The 15,702-nt window shown below is 66.4% G+C and carries 14 protein-coding genes; 9 read left to right on the top strand and 5 right to left on the bottom strand.

The annotated features are described in order from the left end of the window. From flhF to B3H47_RS13100, 9 genes are all read left to right on the top strand, one after another. Positions 1–1,112 (top strand): flagellar biosynthesis protein FlhF (gene flhF / locus B3H47_RS13140; protein WP_286987476.1); only part of this gene is annotated, 1,112 nt, incomplete at its 5' end. A gap of 20 nt (positions 1,113–1,132) precedes the next feature. Continuing rightward, complete coding sequence (locus tag B3H47_RS13135) at positions 1,133–1,981, top strand: MinD/ParA family protein (RefSeq protein ID WP_286987475.1); 849 nt, start codon at positions 1,133–1,135, stop codon at positions 1,979–1,981. A gap of 35 nt (positions 1,982–2,016) precedes the next feature. Then, positions 2,017–2,769: a FliA/WhiG family RNA polymerase sigma factor gene (locus tag B3H47_RS13130; RefSeq protein WP_286987473.1), complete on the top strand. Its 753-nt coding sequence runs from the start codon at positions 2,017–2,019 to the stop codon at positions 2,767–2,769. Positions 2,770–2,793: 24 nt separating this feature from the next. Then, the gene (locus B3H47_RS13125) at positions 2,794–3,537 is read left to right on the top strand and encodes a flagellar motor protein (protein ID WP_013122842.1); all 744 of its coding nucleotides are present in this window, start codon (positions 2,794–2,796) and stop codon (positions 3,535–3,537) included. Positions 3,538–3,585: 48 nt separating this feature from the next. Then, a complete protein-coding gene (locus B3H47_RS13120) occupies positions 3,586–3,801 on the top strand; it encodes a hypothetical protein (protein WP_286987471.1) in 216 nt (71 codons plus the stop codon). A gap of 47 nt (positions 3,802–3,848) precedes the next feature. Continuing rightward, entirely contained in the window at positions 3,849–4,304 is a 456-nt protein-coding gene (locus B3H47_RS13115) for a DUF2802 domain-containing protein (RefSeq protein ID WP_286987469.1), read from the top strand. A gap of 6 nt (positions 4,305–4,310) precedes the next feature. Then, positions 4,311–5,573 (top strand): flagellar hook-length control protein FliK, encoded by a 1,263-nt coding sequence (locus tag B3H47_RS13110; RefSeq protein WP_286987467.1) that lies wholly within the window; start codon positions 4,311–4,313, stop codon positions 5,571–5,573. Beyond that, the gene (locus B3H47_RS13105) at positions 5,570–5,896 is read left to right on the top strand and encodes an EscU/YscU/HrcU family type III secretion system export apparatus switch protein (RefSeq protein ID WP_013122846.1); all 327 of its coding nucleotides are present in this window, start codon (positions 5,570–5,572) and stop codon (positions 5,894–5,896) included. Before B3H47_RS13110 ends, B3H47_RS13105 begins: the two co-directional genes overlap by 4 nt. A gap of 62 nt (positions 5,897–5,958) precedes the next feature. Then, positions 5,959–7,599 carry a GGDEF domain-containing protein gene (locus tag B3H47_RS13100; protein ID WP_286987465.1) on the top strand — a complete coding sequence of 547 codons (1,641 nt, stop codon included), beginning with the start codon at positions 5,959–5,961 and terminating at the stop codon, positions 7,597–7,599. A gap of 60 nt (positions 7,600–7,659) precedes the next feature. Here the strand turns inward: B3H47_RS13100 and B3H47_RS13095 are convergent, their stop codons facing one another. The 5 genes from B3H47_RS13095 to B3H47_RS13075 all read right to left on the bottom strand — a co-directional run bounded on the left by B3H47_RS13095 (position 7,660) and on the right by B3H47_RS13075 (position 15,689). Beyond that, positions 7,660–8,157: a GNAT family N-acetyltransferase gene (locus B3H47_RS13095; RefSeq protein WP_286987464.1), complete on the bottom strand. Its 498-nt coding sequence runs from the start codon at positions 8,155–8,157 to the stop codon at positions 7,660–7,662. Further along, positions 8,154–8,435 carry a DUF1778 domain-containing protein gene (locus tag B3H47_RS13090; protein ID WP_013105509.1) on the bottom strand — a complete coding sequence of 94 codons (282 nt, stop codon included), beginning with the start codon at positions 8,433–8,435 and terminating at the stop codon, positions 8,154–8,156. The genes B3H47_RS13095 and B3H47_RS13090 overlap by 4 nt, the downstream gene beginning before the upstream one ends. A 112-nt stretch (positions 8,436–8,547) precedes the next feature. Then, positions 8,548–13,032 (bottom strand): EAL domain-containing protein, encoded by a 4,485-nt coding sequence (locus B3H47_RS13085; RefSeq protein WP_286987462.1) that lies wholly within the window; start codon positions 13,030–13,032, stop codon positions 8,548–8,550. Positions 13,033–13,159: 127 nt separating this feature from the next. Continuing rightward, positions 13,160–14,689 (bottom strand): methyl-accepting chemotaxis protein, encoded by a 1,530-nt coding sequence (locus B3H47_RS13080; protein WP_286987460.1) that lies wholly within the window; start codon positions 14,687–14,689, stop codon positions 13,160–13,162. A gap of 34 nt (positions 14,690–14,723) precedes the next feature. Continuing rightward, a complete protein-coding gene (locus tag B3H47_RS13075; protein WP_013105512.1) occupies positions 14,724–15,689 on the bottom strand; it encodes a chemotaxis protein in 966 nt (321 codons plus the stop codon). Positions 15,690–15,702 lie beyond the last annotated feature (13 nt).

Below are 15,702 nucleotides of genomic sequence, written 5' to 3'. Positions count from 1 at the left end.
AGCACGGCGTTGCGGTCGAACGGGTCGAGATTCGCGTGCCCGAGAACGCGCCCGCGCCCAAACCCGCCGCGCCGCGCGCCGCAGCGCAGGCGGCGCCGATCACGCTGGAACAGAAGGATGCCGCATCCCTCGCCACCGCGCACACGGGCGCTGCGGCCGACCCCGCGATCCCGGCTCCCCGCAGCATGCGCGATCCAGCCGCAGCGACGGCGCCGAAAGACGAACTCAGCGCCATGCGGCACGAACTGCAGGACTTGCGGCAGTGGATGCAGTTGCAAATGACCAGCCTGGCCGACGCCGGGCCGCTGACCCCGGTGGGCGAGCAGTTGCAGGCGCTGGGCTTCTCCACCGCGCGGGCGCGGCAACTGGGCAGCCAGGCGCTCAACCTGCGCGGCGCGCTGGCCGCCTATCTCGGCAAGGGGCTGCAGGTAGCGGCCGATCCGGTTTCCGCGGCCGGTATTTATGCGCTGGTCGGGCCGACGGGCGCCGGCAAAACCACCACCATCGCCAAGCTCGCCGCCCGGTTGGTGTTGCGCCACGGCACGGCGGCGGTGGCGCTGATCACCACCGACACCTACCGCATCGGCGGGGTGGAACAACTCAAAATCTACGGCCGCATTCTGGGCGTGCCGGTGGCGGTGGCGCGCGATGGCGAGGAACTGCAGCAACACCTGCGCGACTTCGCCGACCGCCGCTATGTGCTGATCGACAGCATCGGCCTGAGCCCGCGCGACGCGCGCATGGCCGAGCAGATGCAATGGCTGCAAGCGCTGGGCGAGGGCGTCACCCGTCTGTTGGTGGTCGGCGCCGGGCTGGCGCCTTCGGCCTATGCCGAACTGTGGTCGCTGTACCGCCGTCTGCCCGTGGCGGCGGCTATTCTCACCAAGCTCGACGAGAGCCCGAGCTTCGGCGCCGCGCTGCAATGGCTGGTGGAGGGCAGCGTGCCGCTGTGGTTCTACACCGACGGCCAGCGCGTGCCGGAAGACCTGCATGTGCCGTCGCTGGCTAAGATCACGGCTTTGCTGGAACACGACCCCGTGACCCGTTTCGACTCCGCACCTGCTCCGCTAGCCGCCGCCGCTGTTGGTGCGATAACCGCCCGTACCGCTTGACCCGACAGAAAGACGCCATCATGGATCAAGCCGAAGGACTACGCCGCCTGCAGCGCCCCCCGACCAAGGTCATCACCGTTGCCAGCGGCAAGGGCGGGGTGGGCAAGACCAATGTGGTCGCCAATCTGGCCATCACCCTGGCGCGCAGCGGCCAGCGGGTGATGGTGTTCGACGCCGACCTGGGTCTGGGCAATATCGACATCCTGCTCGGCCTCACGCCGCGCTACAACATCAGCCATGTGCTGTCGGGCGAGAAGCAGCTCAGCGACGTGCTGGTGCGCGGGCCGCAAGACATTCTGGTGCTGCCGGCTTCCAGCGGTGTGGCTGGCATGGCCTCGCTGGACGTCGCCACCCAGTCGCGGCTGATCGATGCGGTGAGCACGCTCGACATTCCGCTCGACTATTTGCTGGTGGACTGCGCCGCGGGCATCGCGGGCGACGTGCTCACTTTCAGCCGCGCCGCGCAAGACCTCATCGTGGTGCTGAACAACGAGCCCGCCTCGGTGGCCGACGCCTACGCGCTTATCAAGGTGTTGAGCAAGCAACACGGCCTCAAACGCTTTCACCTGCTGCCCAACATGGTGCGTGATGCGCGCGAGGGCCAGGCGCTGTTCGCCAAGATCACCGGCGTGGCTGATCGCTACCTCGACGTGTCGCTCGATCTGGTGGGCAGCATTCCGCTGGACGCGTCGCTGCGTGCGGCGGTGCGTAGCCAGCGCGCCGTGGTCGAGTCCGCGCCGCAGAGCGCGTCCGCCGTCGCCTTTGCCGCTTTGGCATCCCGGGTGAAAAACTGGCCGCTGCCACAGGGGCCGAGCGGTCGCATCGAATTTTTCATGCAGCAGTGGCTGCGGGCAGAGCAGGCCGCCTGAGGGCGCGCTGCTCCGTAGACACGGCTCCCGATCGGATGAAACCCGGCCTCTATCCCGCCCCCGAAACCCGCGAGGAGCGCCTGAGCAAGCATTTGCCCATGGTGCGGCGAATCGCGGGCCAGATGGCGGCGCAACTGCCGGCCTCGGTCGATTTCTCCGATCTGGAACAGGCCGGGATGATCGGCCTGTGGGACGCGCTCGACCGCGGCGAAATGCAGTCGCCCGCGCAGTTCGCGACCTACGCCGCCATTCGCATTCGTGGCGCGATTTACGACGAACTGCGCAAGCTCGACTGGCTGCCGCGCCGCAGCCGTGCCAAAGAGCGCCAGATCGAGCGCGCCGAGCAACTGCTTACGCAGCGTCTGGGGCGCCATCCGGAAGACGGCGAACTCGCCGCGCATCTGGGCTGGGAACTGGCCGAGTATTACGACGCGCTGGCCGAGACCAGCATGCAACTGGTCTATCTCGAAGACCTCACGCACGACGACGGTGGTGATTACGCCGACCGCAAGGCCGACGAAGCCAGCCTGCTGCCCGAAGAACTGTTGCAGGACGCCGAGCTCGAACGTGATCTGCAGGCCGCCATTGCCGACCTGCCCGAGCGCGAGAAGCTGGTGCTGTCGTTGTATTACCAGGAAGACCTGCAGCTCAAAGACATCGGCCGGGTGCTCGAAGTGAGCGAATCGCGGGTCAGCCAGCTCATGAAGCAGGCGGTGATGCGACTGCGCGCGCGGCTGCAGGCGCATCAGCATTCAGCCAGCGGTGCGGGCCACCGCGCCGCGCCATAACAATACAGGGACGGGGAATCTTTCATGGACATTCTGAGCGTCATCGGCGTCGTGGTTGCGCTGGGCTCCATTCTGCTGGGGCAACTGCTCGAAGGCGGGCACATCAGCTCCATCATCCAGGGCACGGCTTTTCTCATTGTGATCGGAGGCACCACCGGCGCGACCATGCTGCAGTTCCCGCTCAAGGTGTTCATTCGTTCGCTCAAGATGCTGCCGTGGATCGTGCTGCCGCCCAAAGGTGATCCGCAGGAGACGATCAAGCAGATTCTGGAATGGAGCGACACCGCGCGTAAAAACGGTCTGCTCGCGCTCGAAGCCATGATCGAGTCGGTGCCCGATCCGTTTGTGAAAAAAGGGCTGCAGATGCTGGTGGACGGCACCGATCCTGAAAAAATCCGCTCCACCCTCGAGCAGGAAATCGGCGCCGTCGAACACCACGACAACCAGGCCGCCAAGGTGTATGAGTCTTCGGGGGGTTATGCCCCGACGGTGGGCATTTTGGGCGCGGTGCTCGGCCTGATTCACGTGATGGAAAACCTCGCCGACCCCAGCAAGCTCGGCGGCGGCATTGCCGTGGCCTTCGTCGCCACGGTGTATGGCGTGGGCTCGGCCAATCTGTTTTTCCTGCCGGTGGCCAACAAGCTCAAGAGCATCGTGCACAATCGCGCCAAATTGCAGGAGATGCAGGTGGACGGCCTGGTGGCCATCGCCGAGGGCGAAAATCCCCGCATCATCGAAGGTCGGCTGCAGAGCTACTTTGCGCACTGAAGTCTGCAGGCCTGATCTGCATCCGGCACAGTCTGGCGGGAGGTGAAGATGGACGATGCGACGATCAACCCGGTGAGCCCCTACGACCCGGCTTCGCGCCTACCCGATGGCGGTGGGCGGGGGCGGCGCGATTCCCCGGATCGCCAACCGTCCGCCGGCCGTTCCCCTTCGGGCTCGGCGCCGCCCGCCGCGCCAGACGCCGCCCCGACCGAAACGCCCGATCCCGACGCCACTCGGGGGCGGCATATCGACGACCGCGCTTAAGAGGATGTGACCGCCCTCTGACCGTTTCTCCGATCCCCCGCGCCACTATGACCCTCATCCTCCTCGTTTTCGCCGCGCTGATCGTGGCGCTGCAAATCGCACTGACCTTCACCCTCAAGCGCATGCTCGACCTGCTGGCGGCAACGCGCGATGAGGTTCATGGCTTGCTGCTTCGCGTGCAAACCCTGGAGCACGAGCGCGACGCTGCCACCCCGCCGCCCTCGGCGCTGTTCACCCTGGTGCCGCGCGCAGATGCGCCTGCAACGCCTCCCACTCCAACGCCATCGCAGTTCTCCGAACCTTCCCCGGCACCCAGCCCCGCCGAGCCCACCGATCTGCCCGTGCTCCACGAACCTGCCGCTGCGATTTCTACCGATGCCGTGGGTGCGCAGGTCCGCGCCCTGGCTCGCCAGGGCATGCCCGTGCGCGAGATTGCCGAGCGTTGCGGCCTGAGCGAGGCCGAGGCGGAGCTCATCATTCACCTGCGCCAAGAGCCGGTCTGACACTAGATGAGCCCGGCGCAAATCCTCGGCGGCGTTCCGTCGGCCGCGCCCGCCGGGGCGACGAGCGCTGCCCGGACCGAACCGACGGCGTTTGTCGCCGCTCCGGGCACCGCGTTCGAGGCCGAGGTGGTTCAGGTGCAGACCGCTACGCCCGCTGCGGCCAATCTGGCGGCAGCGGCGGCGGGTGGGCGGCTGCAAACGCAGGTTTTGCTGCGGCTGGGTAACGCCCTGGTGAGCGCCACTCTGCCCGGAGCCACCCCCCAGGTCGGCGCGCGCCTGCCGCTGATTTACCTGGGATCGCAGGGCGGCCAGCCGCAATTTCTGCTCGCGCCGCAGCAGGCGGCGCAGGCAGCCGCCCAGTCGCAGTTGTCCGGCCCGGGGCAGTTGCTCGGTCTGCTGCAACAACTGCAGGCGTCTGCGAGCGCTTCTGCTGCGAACACCGCCGCGGGCGCCAGCGCGAATGCCAGCGTCCTTGGCGCGGACGCCCGCGCCGCGACGGCCGCAGCCGCGCCGGTCTGGTCCAACCCCGCCCAGCCGCCCCAGCAGGCCGCGCAACTGCTGGCCAGCGCGCTGAGCAACAGCGGCCTGTTTTACGAAAGCCATCTGGGCGCCTGGGCGCAGGGGCAGCAGCCCCTGTCGACCTTGCTGACGCAGCCGCAGGGCAAGCTCTCGCCCTTGCTGCAAACCGCCACGGCAACGCCTTCGTCTTCTTCTGCATCCACCGCCCAGGCGGGGCATGAGGCCAGCGCCCAGCCCAGTCCAGCGTCGGCGGCGATACCCTTCACACAGACTGCACCCACCCCGCGCCATGCGGCCCTGGCGGCTTACCAGACCGTTCAGGCGGGGCCGCAGACGGCGAGCGATCCGGCCGCATTGGCCGCACGCCTGCCCGCTGAATTGCATGGGGTGGTGCAGCAGCAGTTGCAGACGCTGATGCAGGGGCAGATCGTCTGGGAAGGGCTGTTGTGGCCCGGTCAGACCGCGCGCTGGAGTCTGCGGCCCGACCCCGAAGACAGCAGCCGTCGTCAGGGTGCGGCCGCCGAGCGCTCATGGAGCACCCAGGTCGAACTTGAACTGCCGCAGCTGGGCCCGGTGCAGGCGCGTCTGCAGCTCAACGGCAACCGCGTCGATCTGCTGCTGCGGCGCAGCCCGCAGGCGCAGGAGCGCATCGACGCGGCGCTGCCCCAATTGCGCGCGGCGCTGCAGTCAGCCGGGCTGGAGATCGGTGGCGTGCAGCTTGGCTCGTTTGCTGATGGAGCTACCGAATGAGTGCCGAGCGGCCAACCAAGCCGCCGCAGCGCGCTGAACTGCGGCAGGCCGTCGCCCTGCGTTATGACGCCGATGCCGCGGGCGCGCCGGAAGTCGTCGCCAAGGGGCAGGGTCTGGTGGCCGAAGCCATCATCAATCGTGCGAAGGAGGCGGGGGTGTATGTGCACGAGTCGCCACAGTTGGTGCAACTGCTCATGGCGGTCGATCTCGACACGCAAATTCCCCCGGCGCTCTACACCGCCGTGGCGGAGTTGCTCGCCTGGCTCTGGCGGCTGGAAGCGGGCGGCGAGCCCAAAGACTCACCGGATTTACATTTGCCTTGAGTCGGCTGCAATACGATTCAATTCAAACCAAACCAAACCAAACCACATTCACCCGGATTCACATGCCCACCATTTCCGACCAGGCGCGCGCCACCCTCAAGCGCTTGCTCGAACTCAAGCTGCAGCCCACCCCGGACAACTACCGCCGCGTTTTTGAAGGTCTGCAAAATGGCGCAGCGCTTCCGTCCGCAGAGCCTTCGCCGGAAAGCCCGGATTGGGGCCGTGCGCTGCCCCGGCTGCTGGAGCAATGGGAGCGCTCGCAAAGCGGGCTGACCCAGTTGCAAAAACGCCAGCAACTCGACCGCCTCGTCGCCTTGCCTACGCCGCAGGCCCAGTGGCGCGAGTTGGAGCAACTGCTAGAGCGCTGGAGTGCGCTGCCCGCGCGCAGCGGCAGTCAGAGCGCGTCCACCCCCATTGAAACCCGCGACGACGCTTTGAGCCGTGCAGGCAGCGAATGGCGCGAGCTTTGGCTGCAAACCCTCAAATTTGGCGTGCGCCCCTTTTGCGCGCACGACACCGCGCAGCGTCTGCTGCGTGAGCTGATGGCGGCGGCGGAAAATGCCGAACAGGCGGCCGACCTGGGCACGCAGGCGCGCGAAGTCTGGCTGGCCATCGACCGCGAGCAAACCACCGAAGACGCGGTGCGCAACGGCTTGATTGAACTCGCGCGGCTGTTGCTCGATCATCTCGGCGATCTGGTGCCGCAGGCCTGGGTAGGCGTGCAGGCCACGGCGATTCGCGAGCAATTGCAGGCGCCGCTGGTCCCCGAGCGCATCGAATCGGCGCAGAACGCCGTGCGCGATTTGCTGGTGCGCCACAGCGTGCTGCGCAAGAGCGAAGACGACGCGCATCACACCGCCAAGGCGCTGATCGATCTGTTGGTGCGCAAGCTGGGCGACTACGCCGCCGAGGGCGGCGAATACAACCAGCGCATGGAAGCCCGGCTGGAGCAATTGCAGAGCAGCCGCGAGTGGGACGAAATCCGCGATCTGGTGCAGGATGTGCTCGACGACAGCCGCAATATGCAACAGCGCAGCGGCGAACTCGGCGTGCATCTGGCCGAGGCGCAGCGCCAGGCGCAGGCGGCGCAAGAGCGCATCCGCTCGCTCGAAGGCGAACTGGAACAGGTCAGCCAGCAATTGCAGGAAGACCCGCTCACCGGCGCGCTCAACCGCCGCGGGCTGGACGCCGAGTTCACCCGTATGCAGTCGCGCGTGGTGCGTCAGGGCCAGCCGCTCACCCTGGCGCTGCTCGATCTCGATCACTTCAAGGCGGTGAACGACACCCACGGCCACGATACTGGCGACGCCGTGCTCAAGGCGCTGGTGGCGCAGGCCAAACGGCTGATCCGGCCCAGCGACCGCGTGGCGCGCATGGGGGGCGAGGAGTTCATGCTCCTCCTGCCCGACACGCCGGTGCAGCAGTCGCTCGTCGTGGTGCAGCGGCTGCTGGTTGCGTTCAGCGATCAGACTCTGGTGCAGGACAGCGCGGGGCGGCGCATTCCCCTGAGTTTCAGCGCCGGGGTGGCCGAACTGTGCCCGGATGAAGACTTCCCCGCGATCTATCAGCGCGTGGACGCCGCACTGCTGCAGGCCAAGCAGGCGGGGCGCAAACGGGTGGAATTCGCCGTGCCCTGCGATGGTGCCAAGGCCGGTGGCAGCCTGCCCAAGAGCGCGCTGCGATTCTTCGCGCTTCGCGGATAAGTTTTTGGCCTCGCTGGCGTCGCCTCACAAAATGCAATGCAAATTACGTCGGGGCGCGTTTCAAAAGCGCTGGACGGTCGCCAGCGGCAAGAACAGGGTCAGCGGCGAGTCTGGCAAAGCGATGAAGCCGTGATGCCGGTAGAAAGCCGCTGCCGCCTCGTCCTTGGCGTCCACCATCAGGGCAAAGGCGGCAATCTCCGAACGGGCGGCGCGGTCGAGCGCATCAGCCAACAGCGCACCGCCAAGACCTTGTCCCTTGAATGCCTGATCGATTGCCAAGCGGCCCATACGAACGGCAGGCACGGTGGGATAGCGCGGCAGCTTCTTGCCGGTGCCCGCCGGAAGATCGGCCAGCAGCAGGCTTGCCGAGGCCAAGGTGTAGTAGCCCGCGATGCGCTGCCCGTCAGCCAGCGCCACGAAACAGGCAGCGATGCGGCGACGAATGTCCTGGGTGACTTGTTCGCGCAGGTAGCGGTTCAGCGGCTCCGAATCACTATTGAAGGTGACGCGATCATGCCCGGCATCGAGCGGCGCAAGCTGGAACGGGGCGCCGCTCATTCAGCGCGCAAGAGCTTGCTGCGGCGGCTAAAAGCGCGCTCCAAGGCGGGGGCTGGTTTGGGTGGCGACAGCAGCGCTTGCGCAAAACATTCCTGATCGGCCAGAGACAGACGGATGACTTCGGCTTGTTCGATGGCGCGCTGCGCGGCGTCCTGCACGGCGGACACCACGAAATCGGTCATGGTGCGCCCCTGAAGCTCGGCGGCGCGCTTGAGCATCGCATGCAGATCGGTGCTGATTCGGGCTTCGAGACGGGCAGTAGAAATTGCAGCGGGCATGAATTTGTCCTCTAGCTCAATAATACGGCAATGTGCCGTACAAATTAAGACGGATTTTCGACGGCTTTGGGCGATTTTTTCAAGCGGCCATTCTGGCGCGGGCGGGCCGACTTCAGTCGGCCCGGTTGCGTTCCGCATTTTCCCGCACCCATTGCTGCGCGCGCTGGCCCAGGCGGGTTTGGGGTGACGAGGCCTGGGTGAGCCAGCGGAAGGTTTGCAGCCAGGCGGGCACGTCGGCCGCGGCCATCGGCCGCGCCAGGGCGTAACCCTGACCATAATCAGCGCCCAATACCGCAGCCACCTCCACCAGCGCCGGGGTTTCCAGGCCTTCGACCACCACTTTTAGGCCGAGCGCCTGGGTCATGTGGACCAGGGCGCCGATGAAGCCGATCATGCCGTCTGCCTCGGTTTGCGCTTCGGAGGGAATCTGCCGCACCAGGCCCTGGTCGATTTTCACCGTGTGGAAGGGTAGGGTGCGCAGCCGTAGCAGACTGCTGTAGCCGCTGCCCAGATCGTCCATCACCAGCCGCGCGCCGGTGGCGGCCAGGCTGCGCACCGCGCGGTCGCGCTCGGCGTCGTTCTGGAAGTCGGCGTCTTCCAGAATTTCCAGCCGCAGCCGATCAGGCGCGATGTGCCGGGCACGCAGCGCGTCGGCCACCCAGCGGGCGCATTCGGGCATGAGCAAGACTTCGAGCGGCAGGTTGATGGAAAGATCGAGGCGCTGACCCGCGGCATCCCATTGGGCTAGCTGGTTCAGCGCCTGCTCCAGCCCGAGGGTGAACAGGCGGGTGAGCTCGGAGGCGCCAAACGAGGGCAGGAACTGGCCGGGGCCGATCAGCCGCCCGTCTTCGAGCCGCAACCGGGCCAGCGCTTCCATGGCGGTGGGCTCACCCGTGTGCAGATCGACCAGGGGCTGATAGTGCATTTCCAGACCGCCGCTGAACAGGCGGTGGCGCCAGGCGCGGCGGTCCTGCAGGGGCATGGGGGCGGATTCGCGCCGGGTCATCAGGCCGTAAAGCCCGCGTTCGAAGAGTTGTTCGATGCCGCGCAGGAAGCTGTGCATGCTCTGCGTTTCGAACTGGCCGGGGTAACGTCCGTACAGACCCATGACGGCGAGCATGCGACCGCGGCTGTCTTTCACCGGCACCGCGGCCGAACTGCGCACGCCGACGCTGTGCGCCACCGCACGCCAGGGCGCCATGCGCGGATCGGTGACATAGCTGGCGTTGGTTTCGATCTGCTCGCTGCGCCAGCAGCGCGGGTGCGGGGTGAGGCCGAAGGGGCTATGCGGGTCGATGTCGAGATTGGCCATGGCCACCGCATCGAGCGCCTGCCAGTATTCGTCAAACGCCCCCGCGGTGAACTCGGGGATGAAGTGCCCCTGCGCGTCGGGCTTGTAGATCACCGTGGCCGCCATGCCGGGCAGGGCGGTGACTGATTCGAGCACGGTGTGAGCCAGATCGGCCCATTGGGTCAGTTCGGGCTGCATCTGCTCCAGCCCGAACAGCATCTGCTGATATTGCTCGCGCTGCGCCTGCGCCCCATCGCTTTGCCATTGCAGCTCGCGCTGCATGCGCGCGGTGGTGACCTGAGCCAGCAGGGCGCGATCGGCGCTGCGTACCGGGGCTTCGCCCAGCAAGTTGTGCAGGCTTTGCAGATACCAGCCAAAACTGTTGACCAGCGCCCCGGTGCTGACTCCCACCAGCGCGTGAATCGCGCCGGTGTGCCGCGCTTGTTCCTGATGGGTTTCGGCCGATAGATCAGGGCGAAGGATTTGCAGCAAGCGGGCATGCTGCCGGCTGCGCAAATGGGCGGCCTCCTCCGCAGAGAGGGCGGCGAGCAGCGCGGCCGATTCCGGGTCTTGGCCCAGGGTGGAATAGAAGCGCTCGACGAAGGCCTCGGCGTTGCGCTCCAGCAGCTCGCCAATCAGGCCGAGCAGGCGGTGGGCGGTTTCGCCGTAGGGATCGACATGAATGGGCAAGTCGGCGGGTTTGTCGGCGGCCTGCTCCAGGCCATCGCCCCAGACCTGCCACCAACTGGTGCGGTCGGCCTTGTGCGCCTTGCTGGCGTAAAGCGCGGCATCGGCGTGGCGCAGCAGCACCTCGGCCTGCGCCTCGTCGGCCGGGTAAAGCGTCACGCCCAGGCTCATGCCCACCTTGGCCAGCACGCCGTCGCCGAGGTCGAACGGCGTTTCGACGGCGCCGTGAATGCGGTCGAGCACGATGGGCAGATCGCTGGCCTGCGCCACGCCTTCGAGCACCAGCACGAACTCGTCGCCGCCCAGCCGCGCGACCAGATCGGTCTCGCGCACGGCGGCCCTGAGGCGCTCGCCCAATTGACGCAGAAGCTGGTCGCCCGCGGCGTGGCCGTGGGTGTCGTTGACCGGCTTGAAATCATCGAGATCCATCACGCCCACGACCAGCAAATTTTTGTGGCGGCGGGCCCGGGCCATGGCCAGCGGCAGGTGGTGTTCGAGGGCGAGGCGGTTGGGCAGGCCGGTCAGGGCGTCGTGGCGGGCGAGGTGGCGTTGCTGCGCCTGCTCGGCTTCCAGATCGGCCTTGAGGTCGATTTCGCCCAGCGCCTGCTCGATCAGTTTGCCCACCCGGCGCAACAGGCCGTGCAGGCCTTCGTCCAGATCGTCGCCGTTGAACAGCACCAGCACCAGCGCCGCCCAGCGCCCGCCGTTGCGGCGCAGCGGCAAGGCCAGGGCAAGCGGTTGCCAGCCCGGCAGGGCGTACTCGGCCCAGGGTTGCAGCAGGGGCGAGTGCGGGTCGGTCTCTTGCGATTCTTCCGAGGTGTGCCAGGCGCGGGCCAGGGCGTGGGTTTGGGTGGAGCTGACCAAGAGCGGCGGCGATTGGGCGGACAGCGTGTCCAGCGCATTCCCCCCGGCAGCGAGCGGGCGCACGCGCTCGTGCACATCGGGCTGGGCGACCCATACGGCGGCGAACAAGCCGGTTTCGAGCAGGCGGGTGCAGGCGCTCTCCAGCACTTCGGCGTCGTTGCGCGCGCTGATCAAAATGTCGATCTGCGCCATCACTCCGCGCACCAGTTCCTGCTGGCGCTGGCGGCTCTCGCGCTCTTTGCGTTCGGCCTCGGCCAGTTGCAGACGATCGAGTCCGCGGCCCAGGCTGCGCGCGAGTTCTTCGAGCAGATTGCGTTGGTCTCGGGTGATGCGCGCGCGGCTGTCGCGGTAAATGCTGAACACCGCGTAGAGCCGGTCCTGCCGCAGCACCGGCAAGGCGGCCATGGTGCGCAGGCCGAACTGCTTCATGCGCCCCGCCCACGGCACCAGCAGTTGGGCGGAGTCTTTGCCTTGCACATAAAGGGGCGCAGCGTCGCGCCAAACCTTGCCAAACGGCCCCTGGCCGCTGATCTGATCGGCATGGATGGACAGCGGCATTCCGTCGAGATAGGCGGTCTTTCCAGCGGCAGCGAGCACCTTGGCCTGCCCGCCGACATCGGGCTGACCGATCCAGACCAGTTGCATGCCTCCGGCGTCGGCGCTGATGTCGCAAATGTGCTGGAACAGCGTGGCCTCATCCGGGGCTTCGGCCACGACCTGGCTGGCCTGCGCCAATGCGGCATTGATCTGCGCCAGCCGGTGCTGGCGCTCCAGACTGCGGTTGATCAGCAAGCCGCCGAGCAGTTGCATCAGCAGCAACATCGCCCAGCCCGTCAGCATCGGCCAGGTCTGACGCCACCACAGCGCGGTGAGCGCGCTGGCCGGCAGGCTGGTGAAGGCGACGACCGAATGCGCCCCCAGGCGTTGCCACGCGCCCAGGAGCTGAGCGCCGCCCGCCGCCTGCACCGGCCCGAGGAAAACCCCGTGCGTTTGCTCGGGATGCGCGGCAATTTCGCGTGCGAGCACCCCGCGCGCGGGTGCATTCTTGAGCGAGGGCTGGATTTGCGGCAGCGGCGCAGGCAGCCGCGCGAGTAAATAGCCGTCACTGCGCAACAGGCCCACCGCCGGCACCCAGCGGCCCTTGCCGTTGAAACTCGACAAAGTGTGCTGCAGATTTTGCAGCGCTCGCTGCAGGCCCACGTCGAAAATCAGCATGACCTCGGGACGAGGCGCGCCTTTGTGCAAGGTCAGCGCGCAGCGGGCCGGGGTGATGCGCTGCTCTGGTGCCAGCGGATCGGGCTGCGGCAGCCCAATGCGAATCCGCCCCGGTGTGGACAAGGTCTGAGCAAACCCCGGCGACGCGGAAATGGCCGCACGCGCCTGCGGCGGGATTGCGCGACTCGGTGCAAGCGCCAGCACATCGCCGGTCGGCGCGACCAGGGAAACGCCGTCGATGAAAGGCATCAGCGCGTTCATTTCGCTCAGCCACGGCCCCGGCTGCTGCAGCAGATCGGGGTTGTCGTGAAGCTGCCGCTGCGCCACGGTGCAAGTGGCCTGAAGCTGGTCGTAGCGCTGATTCATCGCGTCGGCCCAGAACGCGGCCTCGCTTTGCAGAATCTGCTCGATGCCGTTGCGGTTGCGATCCCAGCTCACCCAGAGCACCACGCCAACGGCCGCAGCCAGCAATAAATTGGCAATGAGCACCGCAATCAGGATGCGGCGTCGGTCGGTCTGGAAACGGATGTTGTGAGGCATGCCATGAATCGAAAAATACAGCCCGGCATTACAACACCTCGCGGGCAGGCATCATCCAGACTGTCTGCGGAATGATCGGCAACGGTGTAAAAAATGACAAAGCGCAGGAAGGGTCAGATGACAGACTTCAAACGAACGCCAGCCGCACGGCGCCCCAATGACGGCCGCCCACGCTCACCGGGCGCGACAGCTCCTGCATGATCTCGCCGGTATCGCGGGCATAGACCTGCAGCAGATAGGGATTGGTGTTTTGCGCGGCGGCCAGACCCACCGGATCGTTGAACAGTCGCATGGAGCGGTTACCCGCCAGATCGGTGGCGTAGTCGCCAGTCAGCGGGCGATCGAACACGCTGTTGTGCGCCGCGGCGTAGCCGTTGCGGTCCACCAGCAGCGCAAAGCGGTATTGCTCGCTCTTGCCCAGCCAGGCGTCCTCGATGGGCTGGATGCGGCTTTTGATGAACTCGGTGAAGCGGGTGCGGAATTTCTGCGGCTTGGTTCCGGGCACCGGCTCGTACTGTTCGTCCCACAGCGCCTGCTCGGTGAGCGCGCCGCTGGCCAGCGCCTGAGCGAGTGCGGTCTCGATCTCTTTGCAAACGGCGTCGAGGTCGCGCATCACCTGGCTGGTTTTCGAGGCGGTGACGAATTGCGTGGCCGCTTCGAACAAGGTCTGGCTGGCGTTGAGCGACTGCTGCACTTCGTCGGCGATGCGCTCACTGGTGGCAATGGTCTGGTTGGCGCTGGCCTGTACCGTGCTGGACAGTGCGGCGAACTGGCCGCTAATGGTGCGCACGGCGTCCACCTCGTGACCGAGTTGGGTGTAAACCTTGTTCACGCCGGAATTCATCGCCTCAATGTTGCGGGCGATGTCCTGGAAATTGGCCGACATGGCTGTGGCCAGCGCTTTGCCGTTGTCCATCTGCGCGGCGAACTGCCTGGTCGATTGCGTGACCACCTGCAGGCTGCGGCTGACTTCGGCGGCGAAGGTGGCGATGCTCTGCACCGATTGCTGCGTGTTCATCGCCAGCTTGCGGATTTCTTCGGCCACCACGGCAAAGCCGCGTCCAGCCTCGCCCACGCGGGCGGCTTCGATATTGGCGTTGAGCGCCAGCAGGCTGGTTTTTTGCGCGATGTCCTTGATGACCTGCGTGACCGCGGTGACTTGCGCAAAGCCTTTGCCGAGCGCCTGAATTTCGGTCTGGTTCTGGCTCGTGGTCTGCGCCAGTTGCTCGAACACCGCATTGGCCTCATGCGCCTCGCGCGCGCCGCGCGTGCTGAGCAGGGTGATACTTTGCGAATCGGCCCGCAACGCCTCGGTCTGGCCCTGCACCCCGACGATGCCGCGGATGAAGGTTTCCAGGCTTTCGCCCATGGCGCCGATGCGCTCGGTCTGCTCCTTCGCATGCCTTTGCGCGTCCTGCGTAGCGGTGCGCGCTTCGAAGCTGATGCGCGCAATGCCGTAGGCCACCCCGGTGGCGTTGTGCGTGGTGGTATCGACCAGATGCGTGACCAGGGCGAGGAATTCGTCCAGGCCCACGCCGCAGCCTTGGGGCGCCGCTTGCCGCAGGTCCACCGGGCGCTGGGTGAGCAAGTGCTGCAGAAATTCCGCCGGGGAGCTGCTGCTGGTTTCTGCTGGGGATGGGGTGGGCGTGGTATCCATCGGTCAATCCGCTTGAATGAAAAAATGATGGCGTTCAGGCGTGCGCGGCAATCGCCTTGCGAATGGTCTGCGCCAATTCGTCGGCGACGAACTTCGCCACATAGGCATCGGCGCCCACGCTGCGGGCATGGTCCTCATTGGCCGAGCCCGACAGCGAGGAGTGGATGACCACCGGAATGTTCTTGAAGCGCTCGTCCTGCTTGATGTGGCGGGTGAGGGTGAAGCCGTCCATCTCGGGCATTTCCAGGTCGGTGAGCACGAGTTGCACCTTGTCTTCGATGCGCTTGCCCTCGGCGCGCGCCTCGTTCGCCAGGGTTTGCAGGCGCTCCCAGGCTTCCTTGCCGGTTTTGGTGCTGACGAAGGGCGCGTGCAGTGCCTGCAAGGCCTTCTCGATCTGCGCACGGGCCACATAGGAGTCGTCAGCCGTGAGAATGACCGCGCCGGGCTTCAGCCCCAGCGCCGGGCCCATATTGTGGGTGTCTTTCACCTCATGCACGCGTGAGGGCAGCACGTCGCGCAGCACCTTTTCCACATCGAGCACCAGCGCCAGCCGGGTGGTCTGATCGTCTTCCAGGCGGGCGATGCTGGTGACCATGCCGCCTACGGCATTGGCCTCGGCCGACAGCACCTTGCTCCATTCCAGCCGCACGATTTCTTCAACCTCTTCCACCGCGAAACCCTGCACCGAGCGCTCGTACTCGGTGACCACCAGAATGTTCAGCCCGGTCTTGGGCACGCAGCCGACCACGGCCGGCAGGTCGATGACGGGGATGATCTGCCCGCGGATATTGGCCACGCCCAGCACATGCTTGGGTGCACCGGGCATGACGGTGACCTGGGGCATCACCAGCGCCTCGCGCACCTTGAACACATTGATGCCGAACAGCTCGCGCCGCGACGATTGCGGCTCTTCGCCAAGGCGAAACAGCAGCAGTTCGAATTTATTGGTGCCAGCGAGGTTGGAACGCTCGTCGACTTCTTGCAAGACGTTGGAATTCATGGTGGGGTCCTGT

This window comes from Thiomonas sp. UBA7699, from assembly GCF_002482605.1.
Lineage (GTDB): Bacteria > Pseudomonadota > Gammaproteobacteria > Burkholderiales > Burkholderiaceae_C > Thiomonas > Thiomonas arsenitoxydans.
This window is presented reverse-complemented; position numbering and strand designations above follow the sequence as displayed.